The sequence below is a fragment of the uncultured Maribacter sp. genome, assembly GCF_963974015.1.
Lineage (GTDB): Bacteria > Bacteroidota > Bacteroidia > Flavobacteriales > Flavobacteriaceae > Maribacter.
Genome location: NZ_CAXBBZ010000029.1, coordinates 1 through 17,185, shown reverse-complemented (window position 1 = coordinate 17,185; position 17,185 = coordinate 1). Strand labels below are relative to the sequence as shown.

Here is a 17,185-nt window from a genome sequence, read left to right as displayed (position 1 = left end):
TCCTTTTTATCAAATAATAACAAGGCAAGAACAGGATATCTTTCGTTAACAAGAGGTGATGGAGGTCAAAATTTAATCGGGTCTGAATTACGTGAACTATTAGGTGTATTACGAACGCAAGAATTGCTTGCAGCAAGACGTGTAGACGGCGGTGAACAATTCTTTACCCGTGCAAATGATTTTGGATATTCTAAACAACCTAGTGAAACTCTCGAAATATGGAATAAAGAAGCAATTTTAGGAGATGTGGTAAAAGCAATTCGAAAATTCAAACCCGATGTTATCATCAATAGGTTTGACCATAGAACACCAGGTAGCACTCATGGTCATCATACTTCTTCAGCTATGTTAAGCTTTGAAGCCTTTGACCTTGCAAATGATTCAAGTGCATATCCCAATCAATTAAAGACTACAAGTACTTGGCGACCAAAACGTTTGTTTTTCAATACTTCGTGGTGGTTTTATGGTAGTGAAGAGAATTTTGAGAAGGCCGACAAATCTAAAATGCTAAATATGGATGTTGGTGTTTATTATCCTATGTTGGGTATGTCGAATAACGAAATAGCTTCAATAGCAAGTAGCCAACATTTATGTCAAGGTTTTGGAAGAATAACTTCAAGAGGCTCTGAAAATGAATATATAGAATTATTAAAAGGTGATTTACCAGAGGATAAAAACAATATTTTCGATGGCATAGACACTAGCTGGTCCAGAATTGAAGGCGGTAAAGCCATTGGCGAAATTCTATATGGCATTCAAAATAATTTCAATTTTAAAAACCCAACGACTCATTTACCTGCCTTATTAAAATCTTACCAATTACTTCAGAAAACCACTGACAAACATTGGAAGGAGCTTAAAACCAATGAATTAAAGAATATAATAACAGCTATTTCTGGATTATACTTAGAAGCTTTTACAGAAACACCATATGCAAACCCAGGTGAAACCGTTAATGTACAATTGCAATCTTTAAATCGCAGTACTGTTAATGCAAAAATTAATTCTGTTTTCATTAATAATCAAAACATGGCTGTTAATGATGTTATTTTAAAGAATAATGAGCCTTTTAAAGAAAAAGTAATTCTAAAAATACCAACATCTACAGAATTCACGAGCCCCTATTGGTTAATGGAAAAAGGTACACTCGGTACTTATACCGTAAACAATAGTGACTTAATAGGTAAACCAGAAACACCAAGAGCTTTCATAACAACATTTAATCTAGATTTTAACGGTATTATTATTCCTATAACCAAAGCGGTTATATATAAATATGCTAAACCAGAAAAAGGAGAAATATATCAGCCTTTTGAAATAATACCCGAGGCTACAGCTAGTTTTGCTGATAAGGTTTTAATTTTCGCTGACGCGTCTTCAAAAAGAATTCCTGTTATCGTTAAAGCACACCATGACAGCATCTCTGGTACTATTGAATTAAAGTATGGGGCAGATTGGCAAATAGATAAAAAATCCCAATCTTTTTTCATTGCAAAAAAAGGAGATGAAAAAACAGTTTATTTTAATTTGAGTCCACCCTCCTTAGAAAATGAAAGCACTATCTCCCCTATCATAAAATTAAATGGTAAAGAGATGACAAAGGAGTTAGTAACTATTGATTATGACCATGTACCTACCCAAACAGTACTTTTACCTTCGGAAGCAAAAGTAGTTCGCTTGAACATACAGAAGGCAGGCGATAATATAGGTTATATTATGGGTGCCGGCGACGAAGTACCTACTAGTTTAGAACAAATTGGCTATAATGTTCAGATAATTGACCCAACTACAATTACTACAGAATCATTAGCAAAATATGATGCTGTAGTATTAGGTATACGGGCCTATAACGTCGTTGACGAATTAAAATTCAAACAACGTTTTATACTAGATTATGCTAAAAATGGTGGTACCGTTATTGTGCAATATAATACAGCAAGTAGATGGGGTAGTCAATTTGAAAATATAGCTCCGTATGAACTAGAAATCTCTAGAGATCGTGTTACAAATGAAAATTCTGATGTCGAAATAATTGCAAAAGAAAATTCGTTAGTAAATTTCCCTAATAAAATCAATCAAGATGATTTTAAAGGATGGGTTCAAGAAAGAGGATTATATTTCCCAAATAAATGGAGTTCAGAATTCACACCTATTTTAAGTATGCATGATAAAGACGAAGAAATAACAAAAGGAAGCTTATTAATTGCCGCTTACGGAAAGGGAAACTATATTTATACCGGACTTAGTTTTTTTAGGGAACTGCCAGTTGGTGTACCTGGAGCTTATAAATTATTCTCAAATATGCTTTCTGTAGGCAAGGATAAAGTGGAGGTTAAAGAGAATATAAAGGGATGAAAACAGAACGAGACGAAAATGCAACTTGGAAAAAAGAGTACACCATACTTCTGGTGCTCAATTTAATATATATCCTTATTTTCTATTACATTATGACTTCATTCAACTAATATGAAAGAATTAGATTGGATTATTTTGGCCAGCACCTTGCTCTTTATCGTTATATACGGAGTTTGGAAAACTAAAGGAAGCAAAAACGTCGACGATTACGTACGTGGTGGCAACGACTCTAAATGGTGGACCATTGGTTTGTCCGTAATGGCCACACAAGCAAGTGCAATTACTTTTTTATCGACACCAGGTCAAGCATTTCATGACGGAATGGGCTTTGTACAATTTTACTTTGGCCTTCCTTTTGCCATGATTATTATATGCTTGGTATTCATTCCGTTGTACCATAAAATGAAGGTTTACACGGCATATGAATTTCTTGAGAAAAGATTTGATCTTAAAACTAGATCCTTAACTGCGGTTTTATTTTTAATTCAAAGAGGTCTCGCCGCCGGTATTACCATTTTCGCTCCTTCTATAATTCTCTCTGCCGTATTGGGTTGGGATTTGCGTACCCTAAATGTTATTATAGGAACCCTAGTAATCATTTACACTGTTTCAGGAGGAACAAAAGCTGTAAGCGTTACTCAAAAGCAGCAAATGTTCATCATTATGACCGGTATGTTCATCACCTTCTTTTTCATTTTAGGTTATCTACCATCAGACATTACTTTCGGTAAAGCGATGAAAATCGCTGGTGCCAGTAATAAACTTGAAATTTTGAATTTCGATTTAGATACTTCTAGCCGGTATACATTCTGGAGTGGTATTACAGGTGGGCTGTTTTTATTTCTAGCATACTTTGGTACGGACCAAAGTCAGGTACAGCGTTATTTAACGGGTAAATCAGTAAGAGAGAGTCAATTAGGACTAGTTTTTAATGCGATTTTTAAAATACCTATGCAGTTTTTTATCCTGTTGGTAGGGGTAATGGTTTTTGTTTTCTATCAATATAATCCATCCCCATTGAACTTTAATCCATCTGCCACCCAAGCAGTCATGAATTCACCATATGCCAATGACTATAAAATTTTACAAGAAGGTCAAATTGCATTGGAGGCCGAGAAAAGAATCGCACAGAATAAATTTTCATCGGCTTTGGAGATAAAAGAATATACTGCAGTTGAAGAAGCCAAAAATCAAATTATCCGTATCAATCAAAAAGATAGCACCAATCGTATAGCTGCTAAATCACTGATAAGCCAAGCAAATGATGTGGTAGAAACAAATGACAAGGATTATGTTTTCATCCATTTTATACTAAATAATTTACCAACCGGTTTGGTGGGGTTATTATTAGCTGTAATACTTTCTGCTGCCATGTCTTCCACAGCGTCTGAACTAAATGCACTGGGCACCGTTACAGCTTTAGATTTATATAAGCGTAATAAGACACGTAATTTTACTGAAGCACATTATGTTAAAGCATCAAAATACTTTACGCTATTATGGGGTATAGTGGCAATTTCCATAGCTAGTGTTGCCAATCTTTTTGATAATTTAATTCAATTAGTTAATATAATAGGTAGTATCTTTTATGGTAATGTTTTAGGTATCTTTCTTATTGCCTTCTTTATCAAATTTATTAAGGGAAACGCCGTATTTTTTGCTGCCATAGTAACACAAATCATAATCTGCATCATTTATTATTACTTAATACACATATATCCTTCGGGTCAGGAAAAATTAGGTTATTTATGGCTTAACTTTTTCGGTGCCGCTATTGTAATACTTATTTCATTTGTGTTTGAAGCGTTTGATAGAATGTTAAAAAAACCACTTCCTTCAATTTAACAAACCCCATATATTTTACATAACCCCGTAAATGGTAGATAAAACTATTATATCTTTTTTTAAAGAAAATTATAACGGAAATCCGCTTATTATAAAAGCTCCAGGGCGAATTAACCTAATAGGTGAACATACCGATTATAATGAAGGTTTAGTGTTACCTGCCTCAATAGAAAAAGGTATTTACTTTGCGGTTTCGGCCAATAATATAGAAGTAATTAAAATTGAAGCTTTTTTATCCCAGCCTGAAAAAATTGAGTTTGCCCTAAATGGCACCCATAAAAAATTCAAATCTTTTTGGGGGAATTATTTTAAAGCAATCATAGAAATACTTAATTCTGAAAATTACCCTTTAAAAGGGATGGATTGTGTTTTTGGTGGTGACATTCCTATAGGATCTGGACTTTCATCATCTGCTGCACTTTGTTGTGGTTTTATTTATGCTATAACCAAAATTTCAGGAAAGGAGCTTTCAAGAGAAGAAATTGCTCTAATTGCTCAAAAAGCAGAACATAAAATAGGACTGAATTGTGGTTTAATGGATCAATATGCAGTTCTCTTCGGAAAAAAAGGAAATGCATTTTTCTTAGACTGCAAAGACCTAACCCATAGCTATATACCTATTAATTTAAATGGCTATAGTTGGGTATTGGTCAATTCTAACATTAAGCACAACCTTGCCGTCGATTCAGAATATAATAAAAGACGCATTTCTTGCGAGAATATAGTTAAGCAAGTGAAACTCAAGAATCCTGATGTTAGTTCGCTACGGGATGTTACTTTAGAAGACTTAAATGATATTTCCAATAAAGTTGATGCCATTGACAAGAAGAGGGCAAAATATATTATTGAAGAAAATGAGCGCGTTCGTCGAATGATGAAAGCCTTAACAGAAGGAGACGCACAGGAAGTAGGAAATATTTTAAAAGAAGGGCATTGGGCGATGTCTACCCAATATGAAATAACAACATCAGAATTAGATGCCCTTGTGAAGATTGGTGAACATTTAGAAGGTGTTCTTGGTTCAAGAATGATGGGTGGCGGTTTTGGAGGCTGCACCATTAACCTTATTCAGACATCTAAATTAGAATCAAGCATTTCTTCTTTGCTTGAAGCTTATAAGAGTCAAACAAGTATAGATGCCGAATATTACCATTTAGCCATTGATGATGGCGTAAAGGTATACTGTTAAAATATAAATGTTTAAAAAATAAAAAGTCCGTGTATCTATACACGGACTTTTTTAAATCTTTAAAAGGGTTTACTATTTAGAACCCCACTCTTTCAAGGAATCATTGTTCATTTTGATGTAGTCATCATTACCAGCTTCAGTAGCTCCTGCTAACGATTTCTTAGCAGCTTCAATCGCTCCTTTTTTATCACCTGCTTTTGCTAAAATTAAAGATTGTTGTCTAAGCTGCCAAAATGCTGGTTTTTCAGTCATTGACATTGCTTTATTCATCCATTCTTTTGCCTTGTTTATATCTTTACCTTCGCTTGAGTAGTAAACTGCTGCAGCATAATAATCATCTGCAGTTGGTCCATTCAACGCTTTATCGATACTTTTCATAACAGTAGCATCAGTAGGAACAGTAAATGGCACAGCTACGTATGTATTCGCCCAAATAATTCCAATATTAGCTCCATTACTCATAACATCATCAATGGTAATAGTAAAAGTTTCTACTGGCATATCCAATTTTTGAACAGGAACAGTTAACTGTGCAACTACTTTACCCTCTTCCCATTTACTTGGTGTACCACCCCCTACGATATCAGTATAAAAGAACACTTCCCAAGTAGAAGCACTTGGCTTTGTGAAAATAGAATAAGTACCAGCTTTCACTTCTTTACCACCAATTGTTACGTCGGTATCAAAAGTGATTTTAGTATAGGCATTAGCACCGGTACGCCATAGTTTATCAAAAGGAACAAGATTACCATATACTTCTCTTCCTCTCATATTCGGGCGAGAGTAATCAACCATAACTTCAGTCAAACCTACCGTTTGCATCAATTTAGCTGATGGACTTGGGGCAGGTGTATTTATTTGCGCTTCAACAGTTAATGAAGCAACAATTGCCATTAAAAAAAGTACTACTTTATTCATAATTTTATTGATTAGTTTATAATAGCAAAATTAATTATAAACAAACTGGAGAAATGTTAATAAATTCCTAAATACCTAAAGGTCTTACTATTGATATACAGCGAAAGGTTTAGCTATTATTCCATCCTCAAGATATAAGGTCAAATAATAGATTGATGATTCTAAATGTTGAGATATGGTTCCTTTCTTTTCAATATTTCCAGAATTTTGCCAAACCTGTCTACCCGAAACATCATAAATAATTTGACCGAAAATCTCCTTATTAGTTGAAAGAGAATAATGATATTGGTTTGTAGAGTTATCCTTAAAAATAACCAACTCGTCATTTTCTTTTGGATTCTCAGGTTCTACTGGTGTCTCTGGGTTTTCAGGTTCCTCAGGTACTTCAGGAATTTCAGGAACATCTACCAAAATCTGAAAAGAAAATAATCTAGAAGTTGATTCAATTGTTGGACTTTGTCGAGAATAATACTCGGAAGTAAAAAAGTAATTGGTTGAATTGATTTGGGTTATTCCTTCAGCTTGAACAAAATTTAAACCTAGATTTTGTGGTGTATATCCGGCAAAAGGAGATTCTAAATTTAAATCATTGACAATACCAATAAAAGGACTCAAAATAGATGAATACCCAATAAGCACCAACCTATTGGTTTCATCATCATAAGTTACATCAGTAACAAGCCCAACATCTGCAATGGCTCCTACTCTGTTTGCCACATGTACTCCCGGCGTTATTGGAAGTGTATATGCAACAGAACCAAAAGATTTCCATTGTTTGGTTAAAACGACAAACTGATTATTTACTATAAAAAATGCTTCAGCATCCCAATCACTACTGCCCGTATTGGCAAAGTCTTCTTGGTCTTCATAAGAAAAGTTAATTGTAGTAGCTTCTACGGTATCAGAAAAGGTGAAATCTTCCTTAGAAATTCGATGAATAGCTAAATCGACACGCGTACCAAGATTATTACCAAAATCACCTATATATATAAATTCGTCATCTTGTGTAATTGCTTCCCAATCTATATTATTGACATTAGAAATGCTAACCCTTCTTTTAATAGATAAGTTTAAGGTATCTAACTCATATAATATTGGTTCATTACCTGAATCATTATGCGTAATTAGACTCTCGTTAAAATATATCAATCCCGAAGTTTCAAAGACTTCATCAGACAGCTGCCCACGGGTTTGCAGATTTTCTTGTGCCTGCACACCAACCACCGTTAAAAAGAACAGCATAGCAAAACTTAGCTTTTGAATATAATTTTTCATAACAGCCAAATAAACTACAAAAAAGATAGATACGTGTACATATGCGACCTAAATTTATTTTATTCGTTAAAGTCTATTAATAAACAATCATAGAAAGATTATTTTAATTATTGTTTAACTATTTTTATTTTTTGTTAAACAACATATGGTTCTATATTTGTTTAAATTTTAAATATGAAACTATATCAATTACATTCCAAACAAGCCTTACCCATATCTAAGAAAGAAGCTTGGGATTTTTTATCTAATCCTGCGAATTTAAAAGTAATAACACCTGAACATATGGGGTTTCATATTTTATCTGGAACAGATAGACCCATGTTTCCAGGACAAATTATACAATATAAGGTTTCACCTTTTTCGGGTTATACCACGAAATGGGTAACTGAAATCACACATGTTAATGAAGGCAATTACTTTGTAGACGAGCAACGCTTCGGCCCTTACGCTCTTTGGCATCATAAACACTTTATTAAAGAAATTGATGGAGGCATAGAAATGGAAGACATTATTGATTATAAAATTCCTTTTGGCATTTTAGGGCAATTAGCACATCCACTAATTGTAAAAAAACAGCTAATCGAAATTTTTAAACATCGCGAACAAAAGCTTATCGAAATTTTTGGGATTATAAAAAATGTTCCAAATGAACTAACCTTAAAATCAATTTAAATGAAAATCATACTTCTAATTGGCGGATCACAAGGTATTGGTCTTTCTATCGTAAAAGAACTTCAAGAAACACATAAGATATATGTTGCTTCTCGTACAGATGAGGCATTGTGCCATACTAACGTTGTACACATTGAATTTGATGCAACCAAAGACGAATTAGATGTAACTAAACTTCCAGAAAAGATAGATGGATTTGTTTATTGCCCTGGCAGTATTAATCTAAAACCATTTAAAATGATGGGATTGGAGACTTTTAAAGAAGATATGGAACTCAATTTCTTTTCATTGGTAAAAGTGGTGAAAGCCATAATATCTAAAATGAACGAAGGCTCCAGTATGGTATTCTTCAGTACCATTGCTGTCGGTACAGGCATGCCATTTCATACAAGTGTAGCTGCAGCAAAGGGTGCCATTGAAGGTTTTGCAAAGTCTATGGCAGCCGAATATGCACCAAAAATAAGAGTTAACGTAATTGCTCCTTCACTGGTTGATACTCCTTTAGCCAAGAGATTATTAAACAATGATAAGAAAAGAGAAATGATGAGTGAACGCCATCCGTTAAAAAGGGTAGGTAATTCAGAAGATATAGCAAATAGTGCAGTATTTTTATTGAGTGATAAAAGTACATGGATCACAGGACAGATTATCGGCGTCGATGGAGGTCTTTCTACATTAAACATAAACTAAATGTCAAAAAAAGAGGTATCGATTTTCTGGTTTAGAAGAGATCTTAGGTTAGATGATAATGTAGGGTTTTTAGAAGCATTAAAAAGTGGCTTTCCAGTACTTCCTATTTTTATTTTTGATAAAGAAATATTATCTAAACTACCAAAAGATGACGCTCGTGTAACTTTTCTTTATAACACGTTACAGGCAATACGCAAAAAACTACAAGAGGAAAACGATAGTTCTTTAGCGATGTACTATGGCAAACCATTTGATATCTTAAAAAGTATTACTGAAGATTATTCGGTAAAAAATATATTTACGAATAGAGATTATGAACCTTATGCAAAAGAAAGAGATACGCAAATAGCATCATTTTCTCTTGAAAGTAATATTATATTTAAAACGTTCAAAGACCAAGTGATTTTTGAAAAATCGGATATCGTTAAAGGTGATGGAGATCCTTATGTTGTCTATACTCCATATAAAAATAAATGGAAAGAGAATTTTGATGCTGACAATGATTTAAAGATTCATTATACAAGTCAATATCTACCGAATTTAATTAAAAATACTCGCCTTCCGAACTTGTCTTTAAGCGACCTTGGTTTTACTAAATCTGATATTGAAGTACCTGAATATGATGTAACACCAACCCTAATAGACAATTATGAGGACACCCGTAATTATCCTGCAATAAAAAATGGAACTTCTCGCTTAGGTCCCCATTTACGTTTCGGTACTGTTTCTGTCCGAAAAATGATGAAAAAGGCTATTGCAGAAGAAAACGAAGTATTCTGGAGCGAGTTAATTTGGAGGGAATTCTTTATGTCAATTTTATGGCATTTTCCCCATACCGTAGATCATGCTTTTAGAGCTAAATATGACCGTATTGATTGGAGAAATAATGAGGCAGAGTTTGAAAAATGGAAAAATGGGCAAACAGGCTATTTATTGGTAGATGCAGGAATGCGAGAAATGAATGCTACAGGATACATGCATAATAGAGTGCGTATGTTGGTAGCAAGTTTTCTTTGCAAACATTTGTTAATTGACTGGCGGTGGGGAGAAGCTTATTTTGCCGAAAAACTTTTGGATTACGAGATGAGCTCAAATGTAGGGAATTGGCAATGGGCTGCTGGTAGTGGTGTTGACGCGGCTCCTTATTTTAGAATTTTCAACCCGATTACCCAAGTCGATAAATTTGATAAGAATAAGGAATACATTAAAAAATGGATACCAGAATATAATACCGATGAATATCCAGAAAAAATGGTAGACCATAAAATGGCCAGGGAAAGATGTTTAGAAACCTACAAACAGGCTTTAAATTAATCTTTATTTTGCCAACTGCCTTTCTAGTTCTTGTTGGTTCACCACCCTTCTTTTAAGCAAATTCACATAACGCAATCCTTCCTTATTTCCATAATCGGCATAGGCTTTTGATGCAAATTCAATCGCTTTATTGAGATTTCCATTAATTTCATTGCTAATGGCCATATTGTAATAAGCTCTACCTGCTACTTTTCTATTAGAATTATTCAATTCTGCATTCCATAATTCAGCAGCACCATCCCAATTTCCTGTGAGTGCACGTCTTTTGGCGATTTTAAAATTATTGCTTCCCCTAACGAAGTAATCTCTTGCGATACGAATACGTTCAGGTTTAGTAAAAGCAGCATAGTTAGAACCCAAAATAGTACTTACATCCAAAACAGCCTCTTTTCGACCCATTACGGCCTCAAAAGCCTTTACAGGATTTATTCCCTCACCTTTAGAATAGACTTGATCATTTGAAATATATTCATCAACAATAATTCTACTAGCAGGATCATATACACGCCATCCATTTTTTATAACGGTATTTAATTTGATTCTATGTCCAGGTACTTCTGCAACTATTCCTAAATTGTTTGGCACCCTTACCATAGTCATTTCATAATCTACTGCGGTATCTGTATCATAAAATTCAAGAGAAAACAAAACATCAACCCCATTTTCATTACAAATTTGATCTATAATTTCCCAAGAAAGCGCTGAAGGAAAAACACCTAAACCTTTTTCAAAATCTTTTTGACCTTCTATAATTTTTACTGTCTCAAAACGGTTTCCATGTTCTAACCCATAACTAAGTCCTAGAATTGCATTTTGTGCTCCTTCCTTATCCAAATTAAGTCCTTCCAAAGATAAAATCTTATCTATCTTATCGACTATTTTATTTTTTTCAGATGCCGTACTCCTATTTATAATACCAATGCTGGCAACATCTGATGTTATTGCAACCTGAGCCGGTTGGGTTATGCCCATTGTCAGCCTATTTGTTGAACTACAGGCTATAATTGAAAAAGATGTGAAAATTAAGAGCAGTTTAAAAATTAGGTTTTTCATGATTTATAACATAATGATTTGATTATAAACGAAAAATGAGATCTAAAATTATATAATTGGTAAGTTTTCATTCAACCTATAGCTAAATCATTACTTTATATTTCTTATATTCTTCAGCTGTTGATAACACAAGCATTTGTGCAAACCTCTAACTTCAAATAAACAGTGTAAATTGGTATATTTACTTTGATAAATCTAAAATCCTCTACTTCCATATTGAATTGGAGGAAATTAATAACCAACATTACCTAAAATGAAAAAAATATTTCTAATAATGCTCTGTTTGAGCATGAGTGCTTCAGTTTTTTCTCAGAAAATGAGCAAGGACAAAAATTTATTACTTTCTTCTATTGAAAAGCATAAAGAAGAACTTATAAAAATCAGTGATTCTATTTGGGCATTGGCCGAAACTGCCTTCAACGAAACGGAGTCTTCTCGAATTTTAGCTGATTATGCGGAAAAGAACGGATTGACCGTTACTAGAGGAGTTGCAGATATACCAACAGCTTTCACGGCTACTTATGGCTCTGGAAGTCCTGTGATTAGTATTCTTGGTGAATTTGATGCATTACCTGGAATTTCTCAAAAAACTTCGCCCGTAAAAGAACCATTTAAAGAAGGTGCAGCTGGTCATGGTTGTGGCCATAATATGTTCGGTACTGCAAGTCTTGGTTCAGCAATTGCCATTAAAGAATTAATGGATGCTGGAAAGATTACCGGTACTGTAAAATTCTTAGGAACACCGGCAGAAGAAAAATACTTTGCAAAAGTATGGATGGTAAAAGCAGGATTGTGGGATGATGTAGATGTAAATGTAAGTTGGCATCCATCTGCTGGTATTGAGGCAGATGTTCAAAGCGGATTATCTTTAATTGATTTTATCGTTGAATTTTATGGCCAGTCTGCACATGCCTCTATGGATCCATGGAATGGGCGTAGCGCTTCAGATGCATTAGAGTTATACACGACAGGAATAAATTATTACAGAGAACACATTTTACCAACTTCTCGTATTCATTACCACATACAAGATGGTGGTCAAGTTGTAAATGTGGTGCCAGATTATGCTAAACTTTGGGTGCGAGTAAGAGACCCAAAGAGATCAAAAATGTTACCGACATACGAACGAGTAAAAGCTATGGCAGAGGGTGCCGCCATTATGGCCAATGTAGATTATAAAATATCATTGGTTTCAGGAATCTATGAAACTTTGGTAAACCGTTCTGGTGGAGAAATAATGCAGAATAACCTAGAACTCTTAGGTCCAATTACATACACTGAAGAAGAAACAGTATTTGGCAGAGCGATACAAAAAGCCACAGGTAAACCTGAAGTTGGTATGGATGGTACTGTACACCCGCTAAAGGAAACTGAAGAAAACCCTGGTGGTGGTTCTACCGATGTGGGTGATGTAAGTTGGAATGTGCCAAATATTAATTTAGGCGTTTCTGTTGCGCCAACAGGAACCCCTTGGCATTCATGGGCTGTTGTTGCTTGTGGTGGTATGTCCATTGGTCATAAAGGAATGATCCATGCATCGAAAGCAATGGCCATGACAATGTTAGATCTTTTCCAAAATCCGAAATTAGTCACTAAAGTAAAAGAGGAATTTAAAACACGCAAAGGTGACGAAGTTTATGAGCCAATGATCGATGGTCCACCACCATTAAATGATAAATAATAAAGTTAATAAAAAGAAGCTATCTTGATCGATAGCTTCTTTCATTTTTGAGTAACTTCAATGTTCAAAAAATCACACTTTTAAAATGAAAAAAATAGTACTACTTCTTATTTTTATTTCAGGTTCATTCGTATCTGCACAGTCCTTTGATTTTCAATATGACCATTATTCATTTATCGTAAAAGATTTAGATAAGGTAGGTGCTTTTTATAAAAATGTATTGAATCTAAAGGAAATTCCACATCCATCTGCACCATCAGGGTTTAAATGGTTTATAATTCAAGGCAATTCACAATTACATTTGATCGGCAAAGATAGTGTTGCTATGGAGCACAGTAAAAGTGTTCATCTATGTTTAGCAACTCAAAAATTAGATGAGTTAATCACTTATCTTGAAGAGAATAATGTAACATATTGGGATTGGCCAGGCAAAGAAAATGCTGTTACCTTAAGGGCCGATGGTGTTCGTCAGATCTACCTTAAAGACCCAGAGAATAATTGGGTAGAAATTAATAATGCGGTACATTAATCATCTGCACATTTTAAATTTCAGTACATAATGAAAGATGAAATTAAAAAAATATTCAAGTTAGATTTCCCTTGGCAAACCCAAGATCCATTTCTGTTTTGTGTGTATCATTTAGACCACTACCCAAAAGGTAACGGAGAACTTGGTCCTATTGATTCTTTACAAGGTAGAAATCTCGGAAATGATTTTACATTAAAAGATGGCTGGCGAATGTATCATGGAACAACTATTCCTGGTTTTCCTGCACATCCACATCGTGGTTTTGAAACCATAACCATTGCAAATAAAGGTTTCTGTGACCACTCAGATTCTCTAGGTGCCGCTGGCCGTTTTGGTGAAGGAGATGTTCAATGGATGACTGCTGGTAGTGGTGTTCAACATTCTGAAATGTTTCCATTACTACATACAGATAAGGAAAACACCTTAGAACTTTTTCAGATTTGGTTAAACTTGCCTAAAAAAAGTAAGTTTGTTGATCCACATTTTAAAATGCTTTGGCACGAAGATATTCCTGTATTAGAATTAGAAGAGAGTATCGTAAAAATTATTGCCGGTAATTTTAATAACCACAGTGCTCCAAATCCAGCACCAGATTCTTGGGCGTCAAAAAACGAAAATGAAGTAGCCGTTTGGCTTATTCATATACATGCGGATGGGTCTATAACCTTGCCAAAAGCGGAAAAAGACACAATTCGAACGATTTACTTTTACGAAGGTAGTACCATCGAAATATCAGGGGAAAGCATTCAGCTAAATCATGGAATAGAAGTAGAAGCATCTAAAGAGATAAAGCTAAACGCTGGCAACAAAGACGCTAAGGTATTAATTCTACAGGGTAAACCAATAAAGGAACCAGTTGCCAAGTATGGACCATTTGTCATGAATTCCGATGAAGAGTTACAAAATTCAATGGATGAATTTAGACTAACACAATTCGGAGGCTGGCCATGGAGATATCCTGATAACGTTCATGAAACAAACCGTGGTAGATTTGCTAAATATCCTGACGGAACAATAGTAGAAAAGTAAATGCTCGAAACAATCCGTTTAATATGCGATAGTGGTTTATTAATTCTTATATGGATTGTACAGCTAATCATATATCCCGGTTTTTCTTTTTATAAACATGAAGACCTTTTTAAATGGCACGAAACCTACACCAAAAGAATCGCTGTTATCGTAATTCCGTTAATGTTCGGACAATTGATAACAAGTAGTATACAAGTTTATAATAACCTTGATTTTTATACCATTACGAGTAGTTCATTGGTAATTGGTGTATGGCTATCCACATTTTTTATATTCGTGCCCTTACACGCCAATTTATCAAAAAGGAAAGAAGTAGAATCATCTATAAAAAAACTAAAACTCCATAATTGGCTACGAACCGTATTATGGAGTTTAATTTTTATAGTAACGTGCTACTTTAAATTTAAGACCTTGTAATTTTAGCACCAATAGCACGTAATCTTTCATCTATATTTTCATAACCACGATCAATTTGCTCGATGTTATGAATAGTTGAAGTTCCTTTTGCCGATAATGCAGCGATTAGTAAGGAAACACCTGCTCTTATATCTGGCGAAGTCATAGTAGTTGCCTTGAGAGTAGATTTGAAATCATGACCGATTACTGTTGCCCTATGTGGATCACAAAGTATCACCTTAGCACCCATATCCAATAATTTATCCACGAAAAACAATCGACTTTCGAACATTTTTTGATGAATAAGTACTTCACCTCTTGCCTGTGTCGCAACCACCAACATAATACTTAATATATCTGGTGTTAATCCTGGCCAAGGTGCATCGGCGATGGTTAAAATAGATCCATCTATATAATTTTGAATTTCGTATCCATCTTTATGTATAGGAATAAAAATATCCTCTCCCCTTCGTTCTACCGTTATACCTAATTTTCTATATACGGTAGGTATTTGGCCTAAATCGTCCCAACTAACATCTTTAATAGTCAGTTCACTTTTGGTCATGGCGGCTAACCCGATCCAACTACCAATTTCAATCATATCAGGTAGCATTCTATGTTCAGTTCCACCTAATTTATCGACTCCGTCAATAACCAATAGATTAGAACCAACGCCAGAAATCTTGGCCCCCATTCTATTTAGCATTTTACATAACTGCTGTAAATAGGGCTCACATGCGGCATTATAAATGGTTGTTTGACCTTCAGCCAAAACGGCTGCCATAACTATATTGGCAGTACCGGTTACCGAAGCCTCATCGAGCAACATATAAGTCCCGATCAATTTTTCAGCTTCTACACCGTAAAAATATTCTTCCTTATTATAACGAAATTTAGCACCAAGTTTGATAAAACCTTCGAAGTGAGTATCTAAACGTCTTCTTCCAATTTTATCACCGCCAGGCTTAGGTATATAACCTTTACCAAAGCGCGCCAATAACGGTCCAACGAGCATTATAGATCCTCTAAGACCTCTACCGTCTTCCTTAAATTGATCAGACTGCAAATAATCCATATTAACATCGTCTGCCTTAAAAGTATAGGAACCTTTGCCTTTCTTTTGAATTTTTACGCCTAAATCCTCTAAAAGAGATATGAGTTTATTTACATCAACAATATCCGGAATATTGTTGATAGTTACTTTTTCATCTGTAAGTAGTACGGCGCAAAGTATTTGAAGTGCTTCATTCTTTGCTCCTTGAGGCGTTATTTCACCAGATAATTGGTGACCTCCTTCAATTTTGAATGTTCCCATCTAGAGAAGTGGAAATTTAATAGCGTTTCTTACCGCGGTTATTATTATTTCTTTGATTTTTCTTTCCAGTACTGGCAGATCGAGGTGTTTTGGCCACACGGTTTTTAAGAAACTGACCACTGTCAGTTAAACTTTCACCCTCAGCAGCTAAGTCTATACGACCATCACTTAAATCGTATAAATGCTTGAAAATTGCCTTATCATCAACCACATCTTTATTCCAATTCAAATAACATTTTTTCATGTGATTGGCAATAGCATACTCCAAACCAGATCGCTTATCACCTTTCTCCCATTCAACTGCAACATCAACCATTCGCTTAATGTTATTACCATAAAATCGATATTTAGGAAAATTCTGAGGGTATTCTAACGGCTCAGGTCTTTGTCTTAAAATCTCTTTTGAGGTTATTGGAAATGGCGATTCTACATCTAATTTAAAATCGGACATAATGAATAATTGATCCCAAAGTTTATGTTGAAAATCGGGTACATCACGCAAGTGGGGCTGTAAATTACCCATTACACTAATAATGGCCTGGGCCACTTTATTACGTTCAACCGGGTCTTCGATAGATACAGCGTGATCTACCATTTTTTGGAAATGACGTCCATACTCTGGTATAATTAAATGCGAACGTTCTGTATTATATTCTAGGTTTTCTACTAATTGCAAATTGAAATTTTTAACTTAATGTTTTTGAAGAAGTATTCTTATAACGATGCCAATTTAATAAAATTATAGATGAAATGCTATTTTACAAGGAGATTACACCTTCTATTTCACCTACTTCCTTATATTTTATGATAACATCATCTGGGCTATTCAAATTTACAGTTATAGAAACACTAGTATATTTTCCGTTTTTCGATTTTTTTGAGTTGATCACAGCTCCTATATTATCGAATATTTTATGAATTTTA

At 34.6% G+C, this 17,185-nt stretch carries 16 protein-coding genes; 10 read left to right on the top strand and 6 right to left on the bottom strand.

Features of this window, described 5'->3' with window-relative positions; all coding sequences use genetic code 11:
• The 3 genes from AACZ41_RS17490 to galK all read left to right on the top strand — a co-directional run.
• Window positions 1-2,355, top strand: a 2,355-nt coding sequence (locus tag AACZ41_RS17490) for a PIG-L family deacetylase (RefSeq protein ID WP_339629890.1), incomplete at its 5' end; no start/stop codon positions are given.
• Window positions 2,356-2,466: 111 nt separating this feature from the next.
• Window positions 2,467-4,200, top strand: a complete 1,734-nt coding sequence (locus tag AACZ41_RS17485) for a sodium:solute symporter (RefSeq protein WP_339629889.1) — start codon at window positions 2,467-2,469, stop codon at window positions 4,198-4,200.
• 31 nt (window positions 4,201-4,231) lie between these two features.
• Entirely contained in the window at window positions 4,232-5,389 is a 1,158-nt protein-coding gene (gene galK, locus AACZ41_RS17480; RefSeq protein WP_339629888.1) for a galactokinase, read from the top strand.
• A gap of 72 nt (window positions 5,390-5,461) precedes the next feature.
• Here galK and AACZ41_RS17475 read toward each other — a convergent pair whose 3' ends face one another.
• Together AACZ41_RS17475 and AACZ41_RS17470 are read right to left on the bottom strand one after the other, a co-directional pair.
• Window positions 5,462-6,307 (bottom strand): DUF2911 domain-containing protein, encoded by an 846-nt coding sequence (locus tag AACZ41_RS17475; RefSeq protein ID WP_339629887.1) that lies wholly within the window; start codon window positions 6,305-6,307, stop codon window positions 5,462-5,464.
• An 87-nt stretch (window positions 6,308-6,394) separates the two neighbouring features.
• Entirely contained in the window at window positions 6,395-7,582 is a 1,188-nt protein-coding gene (locus AACZ41_RS17470) for a T9SS C-terminal target domain-containing protein (RefSeq protein WP_339629886.1), read from the bottom strand.
• Between the two features lie 174 nt (window positions 7,583-7,756).
• On the opposite strand from AACZ41_RS17470, the gene AACZ41_RS17465 reads away from it, so the two are divergent.
• Genes AACZ41_RS17465 through AACZ41_RS17455 form a run of 3 tightly spaced genes read left to right on the top strand, consistent with a single transcriptional unit; the run spans window position 7,757 to window position 10,258 of the window.
• Window positions 7,757-8,254 (top strand): SRPBCC family protein, encoded by a 498-nt coding sequence (locus AACZ41_RS17465; protein ID WP_339629885.1) that lies wholly within the window; start codon window positions 7,757-7,759, stop codon window positions 8,252-8,254.
• Window positions 8,255-8,944 carry an SDR family oxidoreductase gene (locus AACZ41_RS17460; RefSeq protein WP_339629884.1) on the top strand — a complete coding sequence of 230 codons (690 nt, stop codon included), beginning with the start codon at window positions 8,255-8,257 and terminating at the stop codon, window positions 8,942-8,944.
• On the top strand, window positions 8,945-10,258 hold the full coding sequence (locus tag AACZ41_RS17455) for a deoxyribodipyrimidine photo-lyase (RefSeq protein WP_339629883.1): 1,314 nt from the start codon (window positions 8,945-8,947) through the stop codon (window positions 10,256-10,258).
• 3 nt (window positions 10,259-10,261) lie between these two features.
• Here the strand turns inward: AACZ41_RS17455 and AACZ41_RS17450 are convergent, their stop codons facing one another.
• Window positions 10,262-11,311, bottom strand: coding sequence for a DUF6340 family protein (locus AACZ41_RS17450; RefSeq protein WP_339629882.1), 1,050 nt, complete (start codon window positions 11,309-11,311; stop codon window positions 10,262-10,264).
• 253 nt (window positions 11,312-11,564) lie between these two features.
• Between AACZ41_RS17450 and AACZ41_RS17445 the strand changes: the two genes are divergently transcribed.
• From AACZ41_RS17445 to AACZ41_RS17430, 4 genes are all read left to right on the top strand, one after another.
• Window positions 11,565-12,992: an amidohydrolase gene (locus AACZ41_RS17445; protein ID WP_339629881.1), complete on the top strand. Its 1,428-nt coding sequence runs from the start codon at window positions 11,565-11,567 to the stop codon at window positions 12,990-12,992.
• Window positions 12,993-13,077: 85 nt separating this feature from the next.
• Complete coding sequence (locus AACZ41_RS17440) at window positions 13,078-13,521, top strand: VOC family protein (protein WP_339629880.1); 444 nt, start codon at window positions 13,078-13,080, stop codon at window positions 13,519-13,521.
• 30 nt (window positions 13,522-13,551) lie between these two features.
• Window positions 13,552-14,550: a pirin family protein gene (locus AACZ41_RS17435; RefSeq protein ID WP_339629879.1), complete on the top strand. Its 999-nt coding sequence runs from the start codon at window positions 13,552-13,554 to the stop codon at window positions 14,548-14,550.
• Window positions 14,551-14,967 (top strand): hypothetical protein, encoded by a 417-nt coding sequence (locus AACZ41_RS17430; protein WP_339629878.1) that lies wholly within the window; start codon window positions 14,551-14,553, stop codon window positions 14,965-14,967.
• Here AACZ41_RS17430 and murA read toward each other — a convergent pair.
• From murA to AACZ41_RS17415, 3 genes are all read right to left on the bottom strand, one after another.
• Entirely contained in the window at window positions 14,954-16,261 is a 1,308-nt protein-coding gene (gene murA / locus AACZ41_RS17425) for a UDP-N-acetylglucosamine 1-carboxyvinyltransferase (RefSeq protein WP_339629877.1), read from the bottom strand. The genes AACZ41_RS17430 and murA overlap by 14 nt on opposite strands.
• A gap of 16 nt (window positions 16,262-16,277) precedes the next feature.
• Window positions 16,278-16,937, bottom strand: coding sequence for a DUF4290 domain-containing protein (locus AACZ41_RS17420; protein ID WP_091625920.1), 660 nt, complete (start codon window positions 16,935-16,937; stop codon window positions 16,278-16,280).
• 82 nt (window positions 16,938-17,019) lie between these two features.
• A partial coding sequence (locus AACZ41_RS17415; RefSeq protein ID WP_339629891.1) for a DUF493 family protein occupies window positions 17,020-17,185 on the bottom strand: 166 nt, incomplete at its 5' end.

Excerpts from the sequence above, each read along its gene's own strand:
- AACZ41_RS17485 (WP_339629889.1), top strand. The coding sequence starts at position 2,467 with ATGAAAGAATTAGATTGGATTATTTTGGCCAGCACCTTGCTCTTTATC.
- galK (WP_339629888.1), top strand. The coding sequence starts at position 4,232 with ATGGTAGATAAAACTATTATATCTTTTTTTAAAGAAAATTATAACGGA.
- AACZ41_RS17475 (WP_339629887.1), bottom strand. The coding sequence starts at position 6,307 with ATGAATAAAGTAGTACTTTTTTTAATGGCAATTGTTGCTTCATTAACT.
- AACZ41_RS17470 (WP_339629886.1), bottom strand. The coding sequence starts at position 7,582 with ATGAAAAATTATATTCAAAAGCTAAGTTTTGCTATGCTGTTCTTTTTA.
- AACZ41_RS17465 (WP_339629885.1), top strand. The coding sequence starts at position 7,757 with ATGAAACTATATCAATTACATTCCAAACAAGCCTTACCCATATCTAAG.
- AACZ41_RS17460 (WP_339629884.1), top strand. The coding sequence starts at position 8,255 with ATGAAAATCATACTTCTAATTGGCGGATCACAAGGTATTGGTCTTTCT.
- AACZ41_RS17455 (WP_339629883.1), top strand. The coding sequence starts at position 8,945 with ATGTCAAAAAAAGAGGTATCGATTTTCTGGTTTAGAAGAGATCTTAGG.
- AACZ41_RS17450 (WP_339629882.1), bottom strand. The coding sequence starts at position 11,311 with ATGAAAAACCTAATTTTTAAACTGCTCTTAATTTTCACATCTTTTTCA.
- AACZ41_RS17445 (WP_339629881.1), top strand. The coding sequence starts at position 11,565 with ATGAAAAAAATATTTCTAATAATGCTCTGTTTGAGCATGAGTGCTTCA.
- AACZ41_RS17440 (WP_339629880.1), top strand. The coding sequence starts at position 13,078 with ATGAAAAAAATAGTACTACTTCTTATTTTTATTTCAGGTTCATTCGTA.
- AACZ41_RS17435 (WP_339629879.1), top strand. The coding sequence starts at position 13,552 with ATGAAAGATGAAATTAAAAAAATATTCAAGTTAGATTTCCCTTGGCAA.
- AACZ41_RS17430 (WP_339629878.1), top strand. The coding sequence starts at position 14,551 with ATGCTCGAAACAATCCGTTTAATATGCGATAGTGGTTTATTAATTCTT.
- murA (WP_339629877.1), bottom strand. The coding sequence starts at position 16,261 with ATGGGAACATTCAAAATTGAAGGAGGTCACCAATTATCTGGTGAAATA.